12 protein-coding genes are annotated in these 16,310 nt (G+C 64.5%); 11 read left to right on the top strand and 1 reads right to left on the bottom strand.

Annotated elements, in window-relative coordinates; all coding sequences use genetic code 11:
* The first annotated feature begins 193 nt into the window (after positions 1-193).
* The 6 genes from ACQ1RG_RS00880 (at position 194) to ACQ1RG_RS00855 (ending at position 8,532) form a co-directional block, all read left to right on the top strand.
* On the top strand, positions 194-2,674 hold the full coding sequence (locus ACQ1RG_RS00880; RefSeq protein WP_164672025.1) for a glycosyltransferase: 2,481 nt from the start codon (positions 194-196) through the stop codon (positions 2,672-2,674).
* A gap of 134 nt (positions 2,675-2,808) precedes the next feature.
* On the top strand, positions 2,809-3,198 hold the full coding sequence (tagD, locus tag ACQ1RG_RS00875; protein ID WP_009376334.1) for a glycerol-3-phosphate cytidylyltransferase: 390 nt from the start codon (positions 2,809-2,811) through the stop codon (positions 3,196-3,198).
* Between the two features lie 122 nt (positions 3,199-3,320).
* Positions 3,321-4,766, top strand: coding sequence for a glycosyltransferase family 2 protein (locus ACQ1RG_RS00870; protein ID WP_119296747.1), 1,446 nt, complete (start codon positions 3,321-3,323; stop codon positions 4,764-4,766).
* A gap of 111 nt (positions 4,767-4,877) precedes the next feature.
* Positions 4,878-6,638, top strand: a complete 1,761-nt coding sequence (locus ACQ1RG_RS00865; RefSeq protein WP_430600421.1) for a glycosyltransferase — start codon at positions 4,878-4,880, stop codon at positions 6,636-6,638.
* A 143-nt stretch (positions 6,639-6,781) separates the two neighbouring features.
* A complete protein-coding gene (locus tag ACQ1RG_RS00860; RefSeq protein WP_238614670.1) occupies positions 6,782-7,612 on the top strand; it encodes a CDP-alcohol phosphatidyltransferase family protein in 831 nt (276 codons plus the stop codon).
* Entirely contained in the window at positions 7,609-8,532 is a 924-nt protein-coding gene (locus ACQ1RG_RS00855) for a glycosyltransferase family 2 protein (protein ID WP_119296750.1), read from the top strand. Before ACQ1RG_RS00860 ends, ACQ1RG_RS00855 begins: the two co-directional genes overlap by 4 nt.
* A gap of 48 nt (positions 8,533-8,580) precedes the next feature.
* On the opposite strand, the gene ACQ1RG_RS00850 is transcribed toward ACQ1RG_RS00855, so the two are convergent.
* On the bottom strand, positions 8,581-9,765 hold the full coding sequence (locus tag ACQ1RG_RS00850) for a CDP-glycerol glycerophosphotransferase family protein (RefSeq protein ID WP_223289930.1): 1,185 nt from the start codon (positions 9,763-9,765) through the stop codon (positions 8,581-8,583).
* A 311-nt stretch (positions 9,766-10,076) separates the two neighbouring features.
* Here ACQ1RG_RS00850 and ACQ1RG_RS00845 point away from each other — a divergent pair, with 311 nt between their 5' ends.
* The 5 genes from ACQ1RG_RS00845 to ACQ1RG_RS00825 are packed head-to-tail and all read left to right on the top strand — an operon-like array spanning position 10,077 to position 16,278.
* A complete protein-coding gene (locus ACQ1RG_RS00845) occupies positions 10,077-11,162 on the top strand; it encodes a TetR family transcriptional regulator (protein ID WP_119296751.1) in 1,086 nt (361 codons plus the stop codon).
* The gene (locus ACQ1RG_RS00840) at positions 11,159-12,706 is read left to right on the top strand and encodes an ABC transporter substrate-binding protein (RefSeq protein WP_119296752.1); all 1,548 of its coding nucleotides are present in this window, start codon (positions 11,159-11,161) and stop codon (positions 12,704-12,706) included. Before ACQ1RG_RS00845 ends, ACQ1RG_RS00840 begins: the two co-directional genes overlap by 4 nt.
* A 1-nt stretch (position 12,707) precedes the next feature.
* Positions 12,708-13,661, top strand: a complete 954-nt coding sequence (locus tag ACQ1RG_RS00835) for an ABC transporter permease (RefSeq protein ID WP_063250695.1) — start codon at positions 12,708-12,710, stop codon at positions 13,659-13,661.
* Positions 13,658-14,566, top strand: a complete 909-nt coding sequence (locus tag ACQ1RG_RS00830) for an ABC transporter permease (RefSeq protein WP_201671972.1) — start codon at positions 13,658-13,660, stop codon at positions 14,564-14,566. Before ACQ1RG_RS00835 ends, ACQ1RG_RS00830 begins: the two co-directional genes overlap by 4 nt.
* Positions 14,566-16,278, top strand: a complete 1,713-nt coding sequence (locus tag ACQ1RG_RS00825; protein WP_179952594.1) for an ABC transporter ATP-binding protein — start codon at positions 14,566-14,568, stop codon at positions 16,276-16,278. Before ACQ1RG_RS00830 ends, ACQ1RG_RS00825 begins: the two co-directional genes overlap by 1 nt.
* Positions 16,279-16,310: the final 32 nt, after the last annotated feature.

Genomic DNA, 16,310 nt, shown 5'->3' with positions numbered 1-16,310 from the left:
AAAGCGAAGAGGGTCCCTACGAGTGAATGTCCGTTCGACCGGCAAACGACTCCTGCTCGATGCACTGCCACCGGCGATGGCAGCCTACCTGCGCAAAGAACGAGTGTCATGGTCGAAGCAGTACAGGCGCAACAGACAATCGCTCGCGGCGGCCATCAGCTCTCGGTCGTTCACCAAGGCCCTGACGAGCAAAGTGGAAGAGAACACCGTGGTCTGGGAGTCGTTCTCCGGCAACGGCGCACTCTGCAATCCCGAAGCGCTCTTCCGCACGATGATCGCAGCGGCCGACTACTCGGACTACCGCCATATCTGGGTCCTCAATGACGCCGCGTGGGAATCGCCCTTCCGCTCGGAGTTCTCCACCCATCCGCGGGTGTCATTCGTCCGACACCGATCCCGGGACTACTTCACCGCACTCGAGACGAGCCAGTACCTCGTCAACAATGCGACGTTCCCTCCTGAGTTCATCAAGCGCCCCGAACAGACGTATCTCAACGCGTGGCACGGAACCCCGCTGAAGAAGATGGGCTACGACATCGAGAACGGTGCCGACGGGGCCCGCAACGTCCTGCGCAACTTCATGTCCGCCGACTATCTCCTGTCGCAGAATTCCTTCATGACCGAGACGATGTACCTCGGCGCATACAAGCTCAACAACGTGTTCCGCGGGGCGATCATCGAGGAAGGCTATCCGCGCACCGACAAGATGATCGGCCCGGGCGCTGGCGATCGAGCCAGGGCAGTGCTGCGCGACCGCGGAATCTCCACCCATGGCAAGAAGGTGATCTGCTATGCGCCGACATGGCGAGGCGGCTCCTTCTACAATCCGCAGTCCGATGCGGGACGCCTCAAAGCCACGGTCATGGCCCCGCGCAGCGCACTCGAGGACGAAGGATGGATCGTTCTGCTCAAAGCCCACCAGGTGATCGTCGATCAGCTCGTCGACGATCCGGAGCTCGCAGACTTCCTCGTCCCCAACGATGTTCCCGCCAACGACGTCCTCGCGATCACCGACATCCTCGTCTCGGACTACTCGAGCATCTTCATCGACTTCCTCGGCACCGGGCGCCCGGTCCTCTTCCACCTCCCCGACGCGGGGAAGTACGCTGCCGAACGCGGCACCTACCTGCGACCCGACGAGCTTCCGGGACCGGTCTCCGAGAGCATCGACGAACTCCTCGAGCAGGCGACCCGTCTCGCCGAGGACGAGATGGACCTGTCGAGCGCATTCTCCGAGGAGGCCGCGCGCTTCTCCGAGCTCGCAGCGCAGCTGACCCCACGCGATGACGGCGGCGCGAGCGCACGCGTCCTCGACGTCGTGTTCAGGGGCAGAGAATCCGAGGGCCGAGTGATCCGCGGATTCGAGGACGGGCGACGCACCCTCGTGCTCTACCTCGGTGGGCTGATCACCAACGGAATCACCTCATCCGTGCTCAACCTGCTCAATCGGATCGATCCCGAGGAAGTCGATGTCACGGCACTCTTCTACCGGTCCGGCCAGCGGGATCGACTCGACAACGCGGCCCTGATTCCGTCCCACGTCCGCCAGGTCATCCGCGAGCAGGGAAGCCTGCAGCTTCCCCTGCTGGGCAGCATGCAGGAGTTCGATGCCTCGCCCGTCGGAGACCTCGCCGCCGCTGACCGCGACACCGCGCTGTGGAGCTGGGAATGGCGACGCCTGTTCGGCCACGCGAGGTTCGACGCGGCCGTCGACTTCAGTGGATACTCGTCATACTGGGCGAGGATCATGGCGCACGCCGAAGCCGACCGCAAAGCCGTCTGGCTGCACAACGACCTCGAAGCCGACGCAATGCGCGAGGTCGATGGCGCCAGGCCCCACTTCAACAACCTCACCGGTGTCTTCAAGCTCTACCACGACTATGACGCGCTCGTCTCTGTATCGCCCGACCTGCGCGAGATCAATGCGGAGAGTCTCAGCAGGTACGCCGAACCCGAGCGGTTCATCAGCGCCCGCAATGTCATCGATGTCGAACGGGTCCGCAACGGCGCAGGACGCTCGACGGAGACCCGCCCGCACACGGTGTCGATCGATGCGCGCACACTGGCCGACGCCGTCGCCGAGATCGGCAGGCACTACTCGTTCGACGAGCTCATCTCTGAGGCCTCGCGACAGGCACTCGTCGGCGGCCTCCTCGGAGAGCAGAAGGGCAAGACCTTCGTCACCGTCGGACGCCTGTCGCCGGAGAAGAACCAGGCTCGGCTGCTCCGAGCATTCGCTGAAGTCAGCGCTGAAGAGCCGGACGCGCGCCTCGTCATCATCGGTGACGGGCCGCTGAGCGGCGAACTCAAAGAGCTCGCCGTCTCGCTCGGCGTCGCCGGATCCGTTGAGTTCACCGGCCGACTTCAGAACCCGTACGCCGTGATGTCCGGTTGCGACTGCTTCGTCCTCTCGAGCGACTACGAAGGTCAGCCGATCGTCATCCTCGAGGCCCGAGTGCTTGGGCTGCCCATCGTCACCACGCGGTTCGGATCCGCAACAAGTGCGATGGAAGGCAGTGGAGGTCTCATCGTGGACCGCGACGAGGCATCGCTCGCAGCCGGGATGAGAGCGTTCCTGGCGGGTGAGATCACGCCTATCGCATTCGACCCCGACGCGTACAACGCGGAGGTGATCGGCGAGTTCGAGGCGGCCGTGTTCGCTGCCGCACCTTAGCAGGCCCGGGCGGCGCCTCGCCCGCCGATTCCGATGGCTGGATGGCCGGCTGGTAAAGTGTGGGTGAACTCTTGCAGCTTCCAGGGCCCGACTGTCGATTCGAGCCCTCATCGATCAGTTGGGACCGTCTCCGTATGCGCCGAGTCATCACCTATGGCACGTTCGACCTGCTCCATTATGGTCACATCCGCCTTCTGCAGCGGTGCAAGGAGCAGGGCGACTACCTCGTCGTCGCTCTTTCGAGCGACGAGTTCAATGCGGGCAAGGGTAAGAAGTCCTATTTCTCGTTCGAAGAGCGCAAGCGAATGCTCGAGGCCATCCGCTACGTCGATCTCGTCATCCCCGAGGACAACTGGGAGCAGAAGGTCACCGATGTCGAGAAGTACCACATCGACACCTTCGTCATGGGCGACGACTGGGAAGGGGAATTCGACTTCCTCAAGGACAAGGTCGACGTCGTCTACCTTCCGCGCACCCCCGAGATCTCGACCACGCGGATCAAATCCGAACTCGGCAAGTCCTGACGCTGCGATCTGCAGGATCGCACAGATCACCTGCGCCCAGCCGCCCACGGCTGAACTTCCACCACCAACTGCGGGGCATGTCCCCGTGGAGAAGAAAGAGGGACGGCTGAGTGAGCCACACGATGACAGAGAAGAGCCCGGTGCGTCTATCCATCGTCATCCCTGTCTTCAACAGCCCGCAGCACGTTCGGACTGCGGTCGCATCAGCCGCAGCGCAGACGTGTGAAGACGGCGATGTCGAGGTCATCGTCGTCGACGACGGTTCGACCGACGAGACCCCGACCGTGTTGGACGAACTGGCTGCAGAGTACCGCGGCGTCCGCGTCATCCGTCAGGAGAACTCCGGCTGGGCCGGTGCGCCGCGGAATACCGGATTGGCCGCGGCACGCGGCGACTATGTGTTCTTCCACGATGTCGACGACCGGCTCAACGGCGACTGTCTGGGCAACGCTGTGGCCTACGCCGACGAGAAGCTCAGCGATGTCGTACTCGTCAGACTCGAAGGACGAGGAGGACGCCACACGCATGACGATGTCTTCGCCGATACGCAGGAGGTTGGCGATATCCGCCGACTCGTTCGCTCAAACTTCTGCTTCAAGCTCTTTCGCCGTTCCTTCCTCGTCGCGAACGACCTGACGTTCCCTGCGGAGAGGATCAGGCTCGAAGATGCTCAATTCTGCTTCCGCGCCTATGCGCTGGCTGGCAAAGTCTCCATTCTCTCCGACCGGACGTATTACTTCGTCTGCGACCACGGCGACGGTCACATCAGCCAATCGAGAACCGAACCGCGGCTGCACGCCGAAGGCATCCGCGAAAGCCTCAGACCCCTTGAATCGGGTCCCTGGGAGGACGCGCTTCGGCGGGAAGCGGTGGCGGACTTCTTCCGCAGAGTGACCCTCAACCGATTCAACGACACCTTCCATACGCGACGTGTTGAAGTCCGTCTCGCGTGGATCGCCGAATCAACCCGTCTGGTGAGGGAATTCTGTCTTCCCGAGAGGCTCTTCGAGTTCTACAGCCCGCTCAATCGGGCGCGTGTGTGGAGCCTGGCCTCAGGCATTCCTGCGCTCGTGGAAGCAGTCGCCCGCAGAGGCAACCGTTCAAGGGCGGTGCTGAATGTGGTCGATCGAGTACAGGTCAGAGGTTTCGCAGTGGTGGTCGAGGGCACGGCGGCCGCAGTGCTGGCGACACGTGAGATCACCGGGCTCGACATCCAGGTGCGCAAGGACGGCGAGGAACTCGCTCTCTTCGGCGCAGAACTCACCGGTGAGCGGGCTGGAGGTGGGGATGTCGATCGAGCAGCCAACGCCGTCACCGGATTCCGGGTGACCATCCCGGTCAAGGCGCTTCTCTCGCAGGGGACGGTGAAGCTCTACGCTCGCGCAACAGACGATGAGGGAAGGACAACTGGGTTCATCCGTATCGGACTCGCTGAATCCGCTCGGGTCCGACGTCGGCATTGGGGTGTATCGATCGAGTCTTCACCGACGAAATACGGCGGAATGAACCTCCACGTGCGAACGGGAGCGAAAGCTCTGGTCGGACAGGTCCTCGGTCGCAGACGATGAAGTGACACCGACGAGCTCGCCCCACCGCTCTTCGAACCGAACCTCGACAACACCAAGCAAGGAACTCCACTCATGATCTTCGACCGACTGCTCAGGAGAATCCGACCGTCCGTGACGCAGGGCCGCGGGAGCGTCGATCGCGTATACGACCTCACGTGGTCGATTCCCGACGAGTTCGGCGGATTGACGAAGGTCATGCTGCGTCGTTCGAGGAACTTCGTCACCCGACTGGGGATGTCAGTCGACGTGCTCACCCTCGACTATCGCCTCGACGTCAGCGAGGCTCGTGCGCGCCTGCGCGAGTCAGGTGAACTCATCGATGGCATGGAACTGCGCAACGCTTGGTCGGAGGTGGCCGCCTTCGATCACCGGCAGCTGCAGACCTTCGGCGGCACCGCCACAGGCGCGGGCGTACCCGCAGCAATGGAATCCTTGGAGACACGGTCATGCCCGCGCTACGTCGAATACCTCGACTCGAGCGGTCAGGTCGTGCGAGTCGATCACCTGCGCGCCGACGGGTCCGTCTGCGTCATCGATGACCGTACAGGCGAGAAGCGGCGACTCGTGATCATCGATCCCGACGGGCGCTACGTCTCAGAGTTCTCCCGGGCCCGGGACTTCTACTTCGCATGGCTCGACGCCGCGATCGGATCCGACGACGCCGTGCTCATCAACGAGTCGAAGTACATCGCGACCTTCCTCTTTCACTACCGTCGCGATCACATCCGCATCGGCCAGGTGCTCCACAACTCGCACCTCAACGCGCGGTCAGCATCCCCTAACGGACCTTTCACCAAATCCCGTCTGGGGATCCTCAACCACTGGTTCGACTACGACTTCATCATCTTCCTCACGGAGAAGCAGAAGGCGGATTTCGTCCGGGCCTTCGGTGATTCGCCGACTCTTGTCGTCATCCCGAACTCGACGGCAGTCAGCGCTGGTGACGCAGACGTCCGAGACGGCCGGGAGCAGAACCGCGGGGCTGTCGTCGCCCGACTCACCGGCCAGAAGCAGGTCGATCATGCCCTGAGCGCGGTGAGGGAAGTCGGTCCCGAACTGACCCTTGACATCCTCGGCGATGGGGAGAAGCGCACCGAACTCGAACGCCTGGTCGACGCGAGTGAAGTCCTGGCAAGAAGAGTGTCGTTCCGAGGCCACGTCGATGGTGCCGCCGACCAGCTCAACGACTATTCGTTCATCCTGCTCACCAGTTCCTTCGAGGGCATGGGCGTCGTGCTCATCGAGGCCATGGCACGAGGATGCGTCCCCATCGCCTACGACATCAGATACGGCCCATCCGACATCATCGATTCCGGCGAGAACGGCTTCCTCGTCCGCGACCCGCGGGAGATGACCGCGGCGATCACCGAGCTCCTCGGTTGCGATGCCGAGGCGATGGGGCGCCTGCGCGAAGCGGCCGTCGAGAAAGCCCGAACCTTCAGCGACGAACGCGTCACCGAACGCTGGTCGCAGCTCTTCTCGACGCTTTCGACCACCACGAAGATCCATCCGCCGCGCAGGACGACTCCCGAACGTGGAACTGCACTCCCGCTGCCGGACGGCGGAATCGCGATCACCGTGTCCGGGCGGAGGGAACGTGCGAGCAACGAGGATGTGATCGCGATGCGCACTCGAGACGGATACTACGCTTTCGCCTCGGCCGTCGATGGGGCAGGAACGGCGACCTTCACGGGCGAGGAGCTCGCCGTTCTCCCATCGGATGCCATTCTCGACGTGTGGCTGCAGACGACGGGACGGCACGGAATCGAGCGTCACCGCATCGCATGGGCCGGTGACAAGGACGAGGCCGCGCTCGGAAGACTGATTTCGTATCGCACGGTGAAGGGCAATCTCAGCCTCAAGGTCGATTGAACGATTGCCGGTCGGCTCACCTCGGCGTCCTCGCGAGAGAATGCGGGCTCCGGCTCCTGCCACGTAAGTAGCGAGCCGGTTGGACAGTCGGTAAACTTGACGTGAATTGTCGTGGACGGATGCAGTCAAAAGGTAGGTCGGGCGTGAGCGCGGAGAAGCAGACTCGGTACCCGACGCTGTCCGAATTGCGGGCGAAAGCGCAGCCTGTCGAGGTCCGGACACGGAAGAACGCCGAGCATTGGACCGCTCAGCTCTACCTCCGCCACTTCTCCATCTACTTCACGATGCTCCTGGTGAGGACCCGGATCAGCGCCAACGGGGTCACCGGGATGATGATCCTCGCGGGATGGTGCATCGCTGCCTCCCTGCTCATCCCCGGGGTATGGGGTGCGGTGCTCGCGGTCTTCTTCTCCCAGGTGCAGATGTACATCGACTGCTGCGACGGCGAGGTCGCCCGGTGGCGGGGAACGAGCGGCGCCAAGGGCGTCTTCCTCGACAAGGTCGGCCACTACACGACTGAGGGCCTCGTCGCGTTCGCACTCGGCGCGCGGGCCGTCGGCGAATGGTCGAACCTCCAGACCGATCCCGGCGGCACGTACCCGTACCTGCTCGCCGGATCGATGCTCGCCTCCCTCGTCCTGCTCAACAAAGCCCTCAACGACATGGTCCACGTCTCCCGCGCCTTCAACGGATTGGACAAGCTCGCAGATTCGCAGGCGGCGACCGCACTCAACCCCGGTTTCACCGCCAAGCTCAAGCGCGCGGCACGATTCGTCCCGTTCCACCGCATCTACCATTCGGTCGAACTCTCACTGCTGGCCCTCGTCTCGAGCATCGTCACGGCGATCATCGTCCCGCTCGGCGCGGCACCGTTGAGCGGCGAACGGTGGCTCGTCCTCATCCTCGTGCCGCTGTGCCTGCTCTCAGTCATCGGTCACTTCATGTCGATCATGGCGTCGAAGAGGCTGTCATGACCGAGCCCAATCGCATCCTCGTACAGCGGTTCGAAGCGAACCGGAAGTACACCTTCGGCGTCGTCGTGCTCACTCAGGGCAAGCGGCTCGAAGAGCTCAACCGCGGCTTCGACTCGCTCCTCGCACAGAAGGGCGTCGAACTCGACATCGTCTGCGTGGGAAACGGCTGGGATCCCGAAGGCATACCTCCGGCAGTCAAGCGCTTGGGACTGCCGGAGAACCTCGGCATTCCCGCCGGACGCAACGCCGGTGTGCCGCATGTCAAGGGTGAGTTCCTCTTCTTCCTCGACGACGACGCGTGGCTGCCCGACGACACGACCCTCATGCGCATGGCACAGCTCATGCGGACGAAGCCCAAGATCGGCCTCGTCCAACCCCGCGTCGAAGAGCCAGGCAGCCCGGCCTCTCCCAAGCGGTGGATTCCCCGCCTGAAGAAGGGCGAGGCCGACCATTCCTCGAACGTCTTCTCCGTGTGGGAAGGCGCCGTGTGCATGCAGCGCAAGGCATTCGACGAGTGCGGAGGGTGGCCGTCGACGTTCTGGTACGCCCACGAAGGCATCGAGCTTGCGTGGCGCGTCTGGGACGCCGGATATTCGGTGTGGTACATGGGCGACCTCGCTGTCGCCCACCCTGTGATGGATCCCAGCCGCCACGACGAGTACTTCTACATGAATGCCCGCAACCGCGTCTGGTTGGCCAGACGCAATCTGCCGTGGCCGTTCAACTGGATGTACGTCGGGTCGTGGACGCTCATGCAGTGCCTGAAGTGGGCGAGCAAGCCCGATCAGCTGCGACCGTGGTTCGAAGGGTGGCGTGACGGGTGGAAGCTCGATCCGTGGAGTGAGAACGAACGGCACAAGAAGCTTTCGGGTCGCGGCGTGCTGAGAATGGCGCGTCACGGGCGCCCCCCGGTCGTCTGATCCGCTCGCCGGATTGCAGTGGCCCGGGCAGGGACTCCGGGGCCGCTCTCACTCGCTTGATTCGGCGTTCGAGCCTGAGTCTCTGAAGCCCGTAAGATCCGCCGACCGCTGTGCGATGAGTTCGGACACTGCCGCGGTGAACAGCTTCGTCGATGTGCCCCTCTCGCCTGCCCCAAAGTAGAAGGTGCGGAGATCCGTCCGAGCACCGGCCGCCTCATCCTGGTTCATCGCCTGACCGAAGATGTTCTGGGCGTCCTTGACGGAGTCGCCGTCGATGATCGGTGTTGCCCGACTGATCGGCGCGTCGTCATGCAGCTGCTCTCGGTCGTCCCGCCGGTCGGTGAGGACCAAGGGCTTCTCGGGATGCATATAGAGGAAATCCAATCCCACGCTTGAGATGTCCGTGACCAGCAGGTCGACCGCGTCGAACATCCCGAGGATGTCCCCTTGCATGAGGATCTGGTGCTGGAGCGAGTGGTCGTGGATCGACTCGTTGGCTGAGTCCAGCAGCTCTCTGATGCGTGAGTCCGCCGCCTGCATGTTCGGATCCTTCGACGTCTCGACTCGCGGGTGGGGCTTGTAGATGACGCGTGTGTCGGGCAGGGCCAAGGCGGCCTCGACGATGGAAGGGCCGTAGAGATCGACCGACGTGTAGTTGTTCGAGTCGTTCTCACCTTCCCACGTGGGGGCGTACATGATCGTGCGCGCCGACGACCGCTCGAGTTCCGCCTCTCGGGCGATGTCGAGCTGAGGACGACCGACTTTGACCAACGCCTTCTCGTCGAAGTCCAGAAGCGCCCTCCGGTGTCGTTCGACGGCTGCGTCTCCGGCGACGAACACTCGGTCGTAGGACTTAGCCTGGTTCGACACCATGCTCAGCTTGTCCGACTCGCCGTGGTTGACATGGACATGGACCATCGGCGCGAATCCCAAGGACTGGAAGTTCGTCATTCCATTGTTCACGTAGAGGGCGAGCTTGAAGCTGTTGGCGTGATAGAAGGTGTGCAGAGGGTCGAAGCGGCGCTTGAGCACGAGCGGAAGTCGCGTCACCTCTCGCGCGGCGAGCAGGGTCGATGGGCGTCTGAGCACGATGACGACCCTGTGCGTGCGATGGAGCTCTTCGAGGACAGGGATCCACTGACTCAGCTGATAGAACTTCGACTTCGCGTCACCGAAGTAGACGACGACCTCAGCTTTGACGTAGTCGCCGTTGTACTCCTCCTCGAGCCGCACCCAGCGCTCGGTTCCTCGGATCCATTGGCTGGTCTTCTTCCAGGCAGATGATCGAACTGTGGCCAACGCTGCGGTACGGAGGGGGTTGAACACTGTAGGGAACCACTTTCAGCGACAAGATCGGTTTTCGGAACTGACGGTCTAAATCGTGTCACCGAATCACGCCCAGTCAAAACCAATGTGCTGTGACGATCTGCCGAATGGCGTACGGCAAGAGTGCGGAGGGACAGAGATCCGATCGACACAGACCGAAACTGTATTGTGTCCTAGTAACTCTTGCCAAAATCGCAACACGCGTACAGACTGGGGGAATGTTCGGCGGCAAAGAGGCAGCGGACGGCGATCAGGCCGGACTCGGCACACGTGTGCGCGCCGCGATCCGCCGGGCGGGGATCAACCACAGCGAAGTCGCCCGCAGCATCGGACTCGAACCGAGCAAGCTCTCGAAATCGCTGGCAGGCACACGGAAGTTTCGCGTCGAGGAGATCACGCGGATCGCCGAGCTCACCGACGTCACCACCGACTGGCTCACCCGAGGACAGGGGGAGGGCCCGCCGCGGCGGACGACCACCTCGGCGACCGCCGAACACATGGTCACTGCGGTCGGGAACGCCCCACCGTCGTCGGACGGGACCCTGCTCACCGATGCCCGCGATCTGGCATCCCGGGCCTCCCGGGGACCTGAAACGGCAGCGGACCCCGGTGGCGACGCCGACTCCGATGGCGCCTGGATGTCGAAGGGCAGCCGCAATCGCAGGCGCATCGTCGAAGTCGCCTGGGCGCTCTACGCCGACCGCGGCATCGACTCGGTCCGTGTCAGCGACATCGCCGAGGCGAGCGGGCTCTCGGCCTCCGCGATCAACTACCACTTCCGGACCAAGACCCAGCTTCTCGAAGCGGCACTGCGCCATTCCCTTGAGATCATCGCCCGTGCCCGCGATCTCCTCGAACCCGACGACCCGGTCGAGGTGCTGCGACGGTTCGCCTACGTCCACGCCGGGGTCGATCCCACCGTCCGCCGCGTCTGGTCGATCTGGATCCAGAGCTGGGCGCGAGCCGTCGTCGACGAACGCTCGCGTCTCAACCTCACCGCTGTCTACGGCGAATGGCTCGAGCTCGTCACCGGCGTCATCGTCGCCGGTCAGCGGACCGGGCAGATGCGAGCCGGCAACACGGATCTCATGGTCAAGAGCCTGAGCACGTTCATCGACGGTCTAGGCATCGCCCGCAGCGCCCGGCAGATGACGATCAGCGACGACGATGCCCGGCTCATGATCGAAGCGTTCCTCGCAGCACACATCCTCGCCCCCGAGTCGCCCCCTTCCCCCGAGGCCACCGCGCCTCAGCCCCCAAGTCGTCCGTCCCGGGACGCAGCGTCACAGGAAGAAGGCACATGAGCACACCGAACCGAAGACAAGCACTCGGCGCCGGCCTGTCCCTGACAGCGCTCGCGGGGCTCAGTGCGTGCGGCGGGGGAGCCGTCGGCGCGATCAGCGCCGGTGACCCCGTCCGCGGAGGCACCCTGCGGGTGGGCGTGACCGGGGGCAATGCCGCCGATACCGTGGACGGACACATCCCGGTCAACAGCGGCGACGTCGCGCGTGCCGTCAATCTCTACAACGCCCTCTACGGCTGGGACGACGAGGCACAGGTGGTCCCGCTTCTCGCCGAGTCCTTCACCTCCAACGCCGATGCCACGGTCTGGACCTGCACCCTCAGGGAGGGGCTGAAGTTCTCCGACGGCAGCGACATCACCGGTGACGATGTGAAGTTCTCGTTCGAACGGATCACCGACCCCGACGATCCCAAGACAGCGGCAGCGAACTTCACGATGCTCGACGAGGTCGTCCCCACCGGAGACCGCACAGTGGAGTTCCGACTCTCCGAGCCCAACGGGCTCTTCAACGACGCCGTCGCCGAGTACACCGCTGCCATCGTCCCGCGCGGCTACGACCCGGCGAACCCGGTATGCTCGGGACCCTTCAAACTCGAATCGTTCACCCCGGGGCTCTCGTCGGTGCTCGTCGCCAACGAATACTGGTACGGCTACGACGACACCTACCTCGAGCGTGTCGAACTGCTCAACTTCAACGACACCGATGCGCTCATCAACGCGCTGCTCTCCAGCCAGCTCGACGCCATCGCCCAGATCCCGCTCGCACTCGTCGAGGTGATCAACGCCGATGAGCGGATGAGCATCCTCAACTCCGAGACCGGCATGTGGCTGCCGTTCACGATGCGCGTCGACCGTCCGCCGTTCGACGACCCCAAGGTGCGGCAGGCATTCCGCCTGGCCGTCGATCGGGAGCAGATGATCGAACAGGTCCTCTCCGGGTACGGGACGCTGGGCAACGACATGTTCGGTCCGCTGAGCGAGAACTACCCCGACTTCCCGCAGCGGACCCAGGACATCCCGAAAGCCAAGCAGCTCCTCGCCGAAGCCGGATTCCCCGACGGCCTCGACGTCGAACTCGTCACCGCCCCGATCCAGTCCGGTGCTGTCGAATCCGCCCAGGTCTTCGCGCAGCAGGCCGCCGCCGCCGGAATCAGGGTCGACACCCGCCGGGTCGATTCGACGACGTTCTTCGGCGACGAGTACCTCCAATGGGATTTCGCACAGGACTTCTGGTACACCCGTGACTTCATGCCGCAGGTCATCGCCAGCGCTCTCGAGGAGTCCCCCTTCAACGAGACGCATTGGAACGACCCCAAGTTCAACGAGGTCTTCGACCGGGCCCGTGTCATCCCCAAGGCCGCCGACCGGAGGGACCTCGAACACGAACTCCAGAAGATGCTCTACGACGACGGCGGCTACATCATCTGGGGCTTCGCCAACCAGGTCGACGCATACCAGAAGTACGTCGGCGGCCTGCGACCCAACGCGACCGGCCGGCCGCTGGGCGGGTGGCGCTTCGACCGCGTCTGGATCGGAAAGGTGTGACATGTTCGCCCAAGTCATCATCCGCAGGCTGATCTTCTCCGCCTTCATCCTCCTCGCCGTCTCCCTCATCGTCTTCGGCGCGACCCTCCTGCTGCCCGGAGACGCCGCCCGGGCCATCCTCGGCCAGCAGGCCACCCCCGAACGCATCGCAGCGCTCAACGAACAGCTCGGACTCAACCTGCCGCCCTGGCAGCGCTACCTCGAATGGCTCGGCGGGCTCTTCGTCGGCGACTTCGGCACCTCGACCGCCACGGGCGGTCCGGTCTCCGAACTCCTCGGGGAGCGCATCGGCAACTCCTTCATCCTCATGGCTCTGGCCGCGATCATCTCGGTGCCGCTGGGCATCGCTCTCGGCGTCTACTCGGCGCTGCACCGCGGCACCCGCCGTGACCAGGCGCTGACCGGGATCAGCCTCGTGCTCGCCGCCATGCCCGAGTTCGTCATCGGCATCGGCCTCATCGCGATCTTCGCCACCTCGGTGTTCCAGATCCTTCCCGCCGTCACCCTGGCACCGCCGGGCCAACCGGTGTGGACGATCCCGGCTCAGCTCGTCCTCCCCACGGCCACCCTCGTCCTCGTCGTCACTCCCTACATCGTGAGGATGATGCGGGCGACGATGATCGAAGTCCTCGATTCCGGCTTCGTCGAGATGGCCCGCCTCAAAGGCGTCCCCGAGCGCCGCGTCATCCTCCGCCACGCCCTGCCGCACGCGCTCGGTCCCGTCGCCCAGGTCATCGCGATCCAACTCGCGTGGCTGGCCGGAGGCGTCGTGGTCGTCGAGTTCCTCTTCCGCTACCCCGGCATCGGCCAGGCGCTCATCGACGCCGTCACCTACCGCGACGTCCAGGTCGTCCAGGCGATCTCGATGCTCGTCGCCGCCGTCTACGTCGTGGTCAACCTGGCTGCCGACATCGTCGGCATCCTCACCAACCCGAAACTGAGGAGCGCAGCATGAGCAGCAGCCTCGACGACATGAAGTCCTCGGCCATCGAAGCCGCGGAGGTCCCCAAGGAATCACAGACGACCTACGTCCCGTTCTTCCGCCGCGTGCTCGCGCAGAAGCAGGGACGGATCGGGCTGACGCTCACCGCGATCGTCGTCCTCTTCGCCTTCTGCGGGCCTCTGCTCCTGCCGTGGGCGACCGGGTCGACGGCCACCGAGTTCGTCGGCAAGCCGTTCTCTGCCTACGGGATCTTCGGCACCGACAACCTCGGCCGCAGCGTGCTCTCCCGGTTCCTCGCCGGCGGCTTCACGCTCATCATCTACTCCGTTCTCGCCACCGCGCTGGGCATGGTCCTCGGCGCTGCCGTGGGGATGCTCGCCGCGTACGTCGGCGGGCGCTTCGATGCGATCATCATGCGCCTCAACGACGTGCTCCTCGCCATCCCGCAGCTCGTGTTCGCGCTGCTGGCGATCACGGTGCTCGGTCCACAGGGGTGGGTGCTCCTCACTGTCATCGGCATCACGCACGCACCGCGCATCGCGCGTGTTGCGCGCTCGGCCACCCTGGGCGTCATCAACGAGGACTACATCCTCGCCGCGGAGATGTACGCGATGCCGCGAACGAAGCTCCTTGTCCGCGAGCTGCTGCCGAACATCACCGGACCGCTGAGCGTCGAAGCCGGACTGCGACTGACCTATTCGATCGGTGCGATCGCCTCGCTGTCCTTCCTCGGACTCGGCCTCCAGCCGCCCGCTGCCGACTGGGGTCTGATGATCAACGAGAACCGCATCGCCCTGAGCATCCAGCCGTGGGGCGTGCTCCTGCCGGTCATCGCGATCGCGCTGCTCACCATCGGCACCAACCTGCTCGCGGACTCCTTCGCCCGAGCCACCGCCTCGACCACAGTGGAGGAATGATGACGACGACCAATGACGTAGTCGCCCCCGACGAATCAGTGCCGAACGAGAACATCGTCCTGCGGGTCTCCGACCTCAGGATCGACACGGTCGCCGGGAAGGAGATCCTCCACGGGGTGAGCTTCGCCCTCGCCCGGGGAGAGATCCTCGGCCTCGTCGGGGAGTCAGGTTCGGGTAAGACGACGGCCGGTCTCGCCTGCATGGGTCACTTCCGTTCAGGACTCAAGTACGGTTCGGGGTCGGTGAGTCTGTGGCCGCGCGGTGACGACACCGCCGTTGAGGTCCTCGACCTCGACGAGGTGGCCGTGCGCTCCCTGCGGGGGTCCCGGATCGCCTACATCCCGCAGGACCCGGCGCTCTCGCTCAATCCGGCGATGCGCGTGGGCGATCAGATCCGTGAGGTCCTCGACATCCACGGCTTCAGTTCCTCCGCCGCCGAGCGGGAGGCCCGGATCTCCCAGGTTCTCGTCGATGTCGGCCTGCCCGGTGACAAGGCGTATCAGAACCGGTGGCCGCACCAGCTCTCGGGCGGACAGCAGCAGCGCATCGGCATCGCCATGGCGTTCGCCATGTACCCCGATGTGCTCATCCTCGACGAGCCGACGACCGGCCTCGACGTCTCCACCCAGGCCGTCGTCCTCGACACCATCCGCCAGATGACGGTGGCCAACGACGTCGCCGGTCTCTACATCACCCACGACCTCGCCGTCATCAAGGACATCTCCGATCGGGTGGCCGTTATGCTCCGCGGAGACCTCGTCGAGGAGGGGTCCGTCGCGCAGGTGCTCTCGAGGCCGCAGCACGACTACACGAAGATGCTCATCGCCGCCGTGCCCGACCTCGCCGGTGACAAGACGATCGGAGAGCAGTCAGGGACCGCGGTGTCGGAGTCCGAGGAGACTGTCGCGACTTCCGATTCCACGGCTTCGCGGCCCGATGACGCGACGACCCTCCTCACGGAGGCACCCCTGCTCGAGGTCTCGGACGTGGCGCTTGCGTACGGGAAGGCGCAGATCCTCGACGGCATCAACCTCGTCCTCGAACCGGGGGAGTGCACGATGCTGCTCGGGGAGTCGGGGTCGGGCAAGACGACGCTGTCCCGATGTGTGGCCGGTCTCAACGACGACTACTCGGGGGCTGTGCGGCTGCGCGGAGTCGAACTCGCGAAGTCGACGCGGAAGCGGACGAATGACGAGCGCATCGGCATCCAGTACGTCTTCCAGTCCCCGTTCTCCTCACTCAACCCGCGGCGGTCGATCGGACAGTCGCTCACCGTTCCCCTCGAGATGAGCGGCGAGGGCACGGCTGCGAGCAGGAAGGCCATCGTCGAGGAGGCGCTCGACTCGGTGCGCCTGGGGCGGTCGTTCTACCACCGGCGTCCTGGTGATCTCTCCGGTGGGGAACGGCAGAGGGCGGCGATCGCCAGAGCGCTCGTCAACGCACCGTCGGTGCTCGTCTGCGATGAGATCACCTCGGCGCTCGATGTCAGTGTCCAAGCGTCGATCATCGGGCTGCTGCGCACCCTGCGGGCCGAACGGCAGCTCGCGATGCTCTTCGTCACGCACAACATCGCGCTCTCGCGTCACATCGCCGACAACCTCGCCGTCCTCAACAAGGGCGTCATCGTCGACTACGGGTCCGCGGACGCCGTGCTCGAGAATCCGCAGCACGAGTACACGAAGTCCCTCATCGCCGACGTGCCGACGTTCTGAGGACGGGCGGCTCACCGGTGGCCGCGGGGTCA

Origin of the sequence: Brevibacterium sp. K72, from assembly GCF_050562175.1 — a bacterium.
GTDB lineage: Bacteria > Actinomycetota > Actinomycetes > Actinomycetales > Brevibacteriaceae > Brevibacterium > Brevibacterium casei.
Note: the sequence above shows the minus strand (reverse complement) of the source record. Positions and strands in the feature narration are given on the sequence as shown.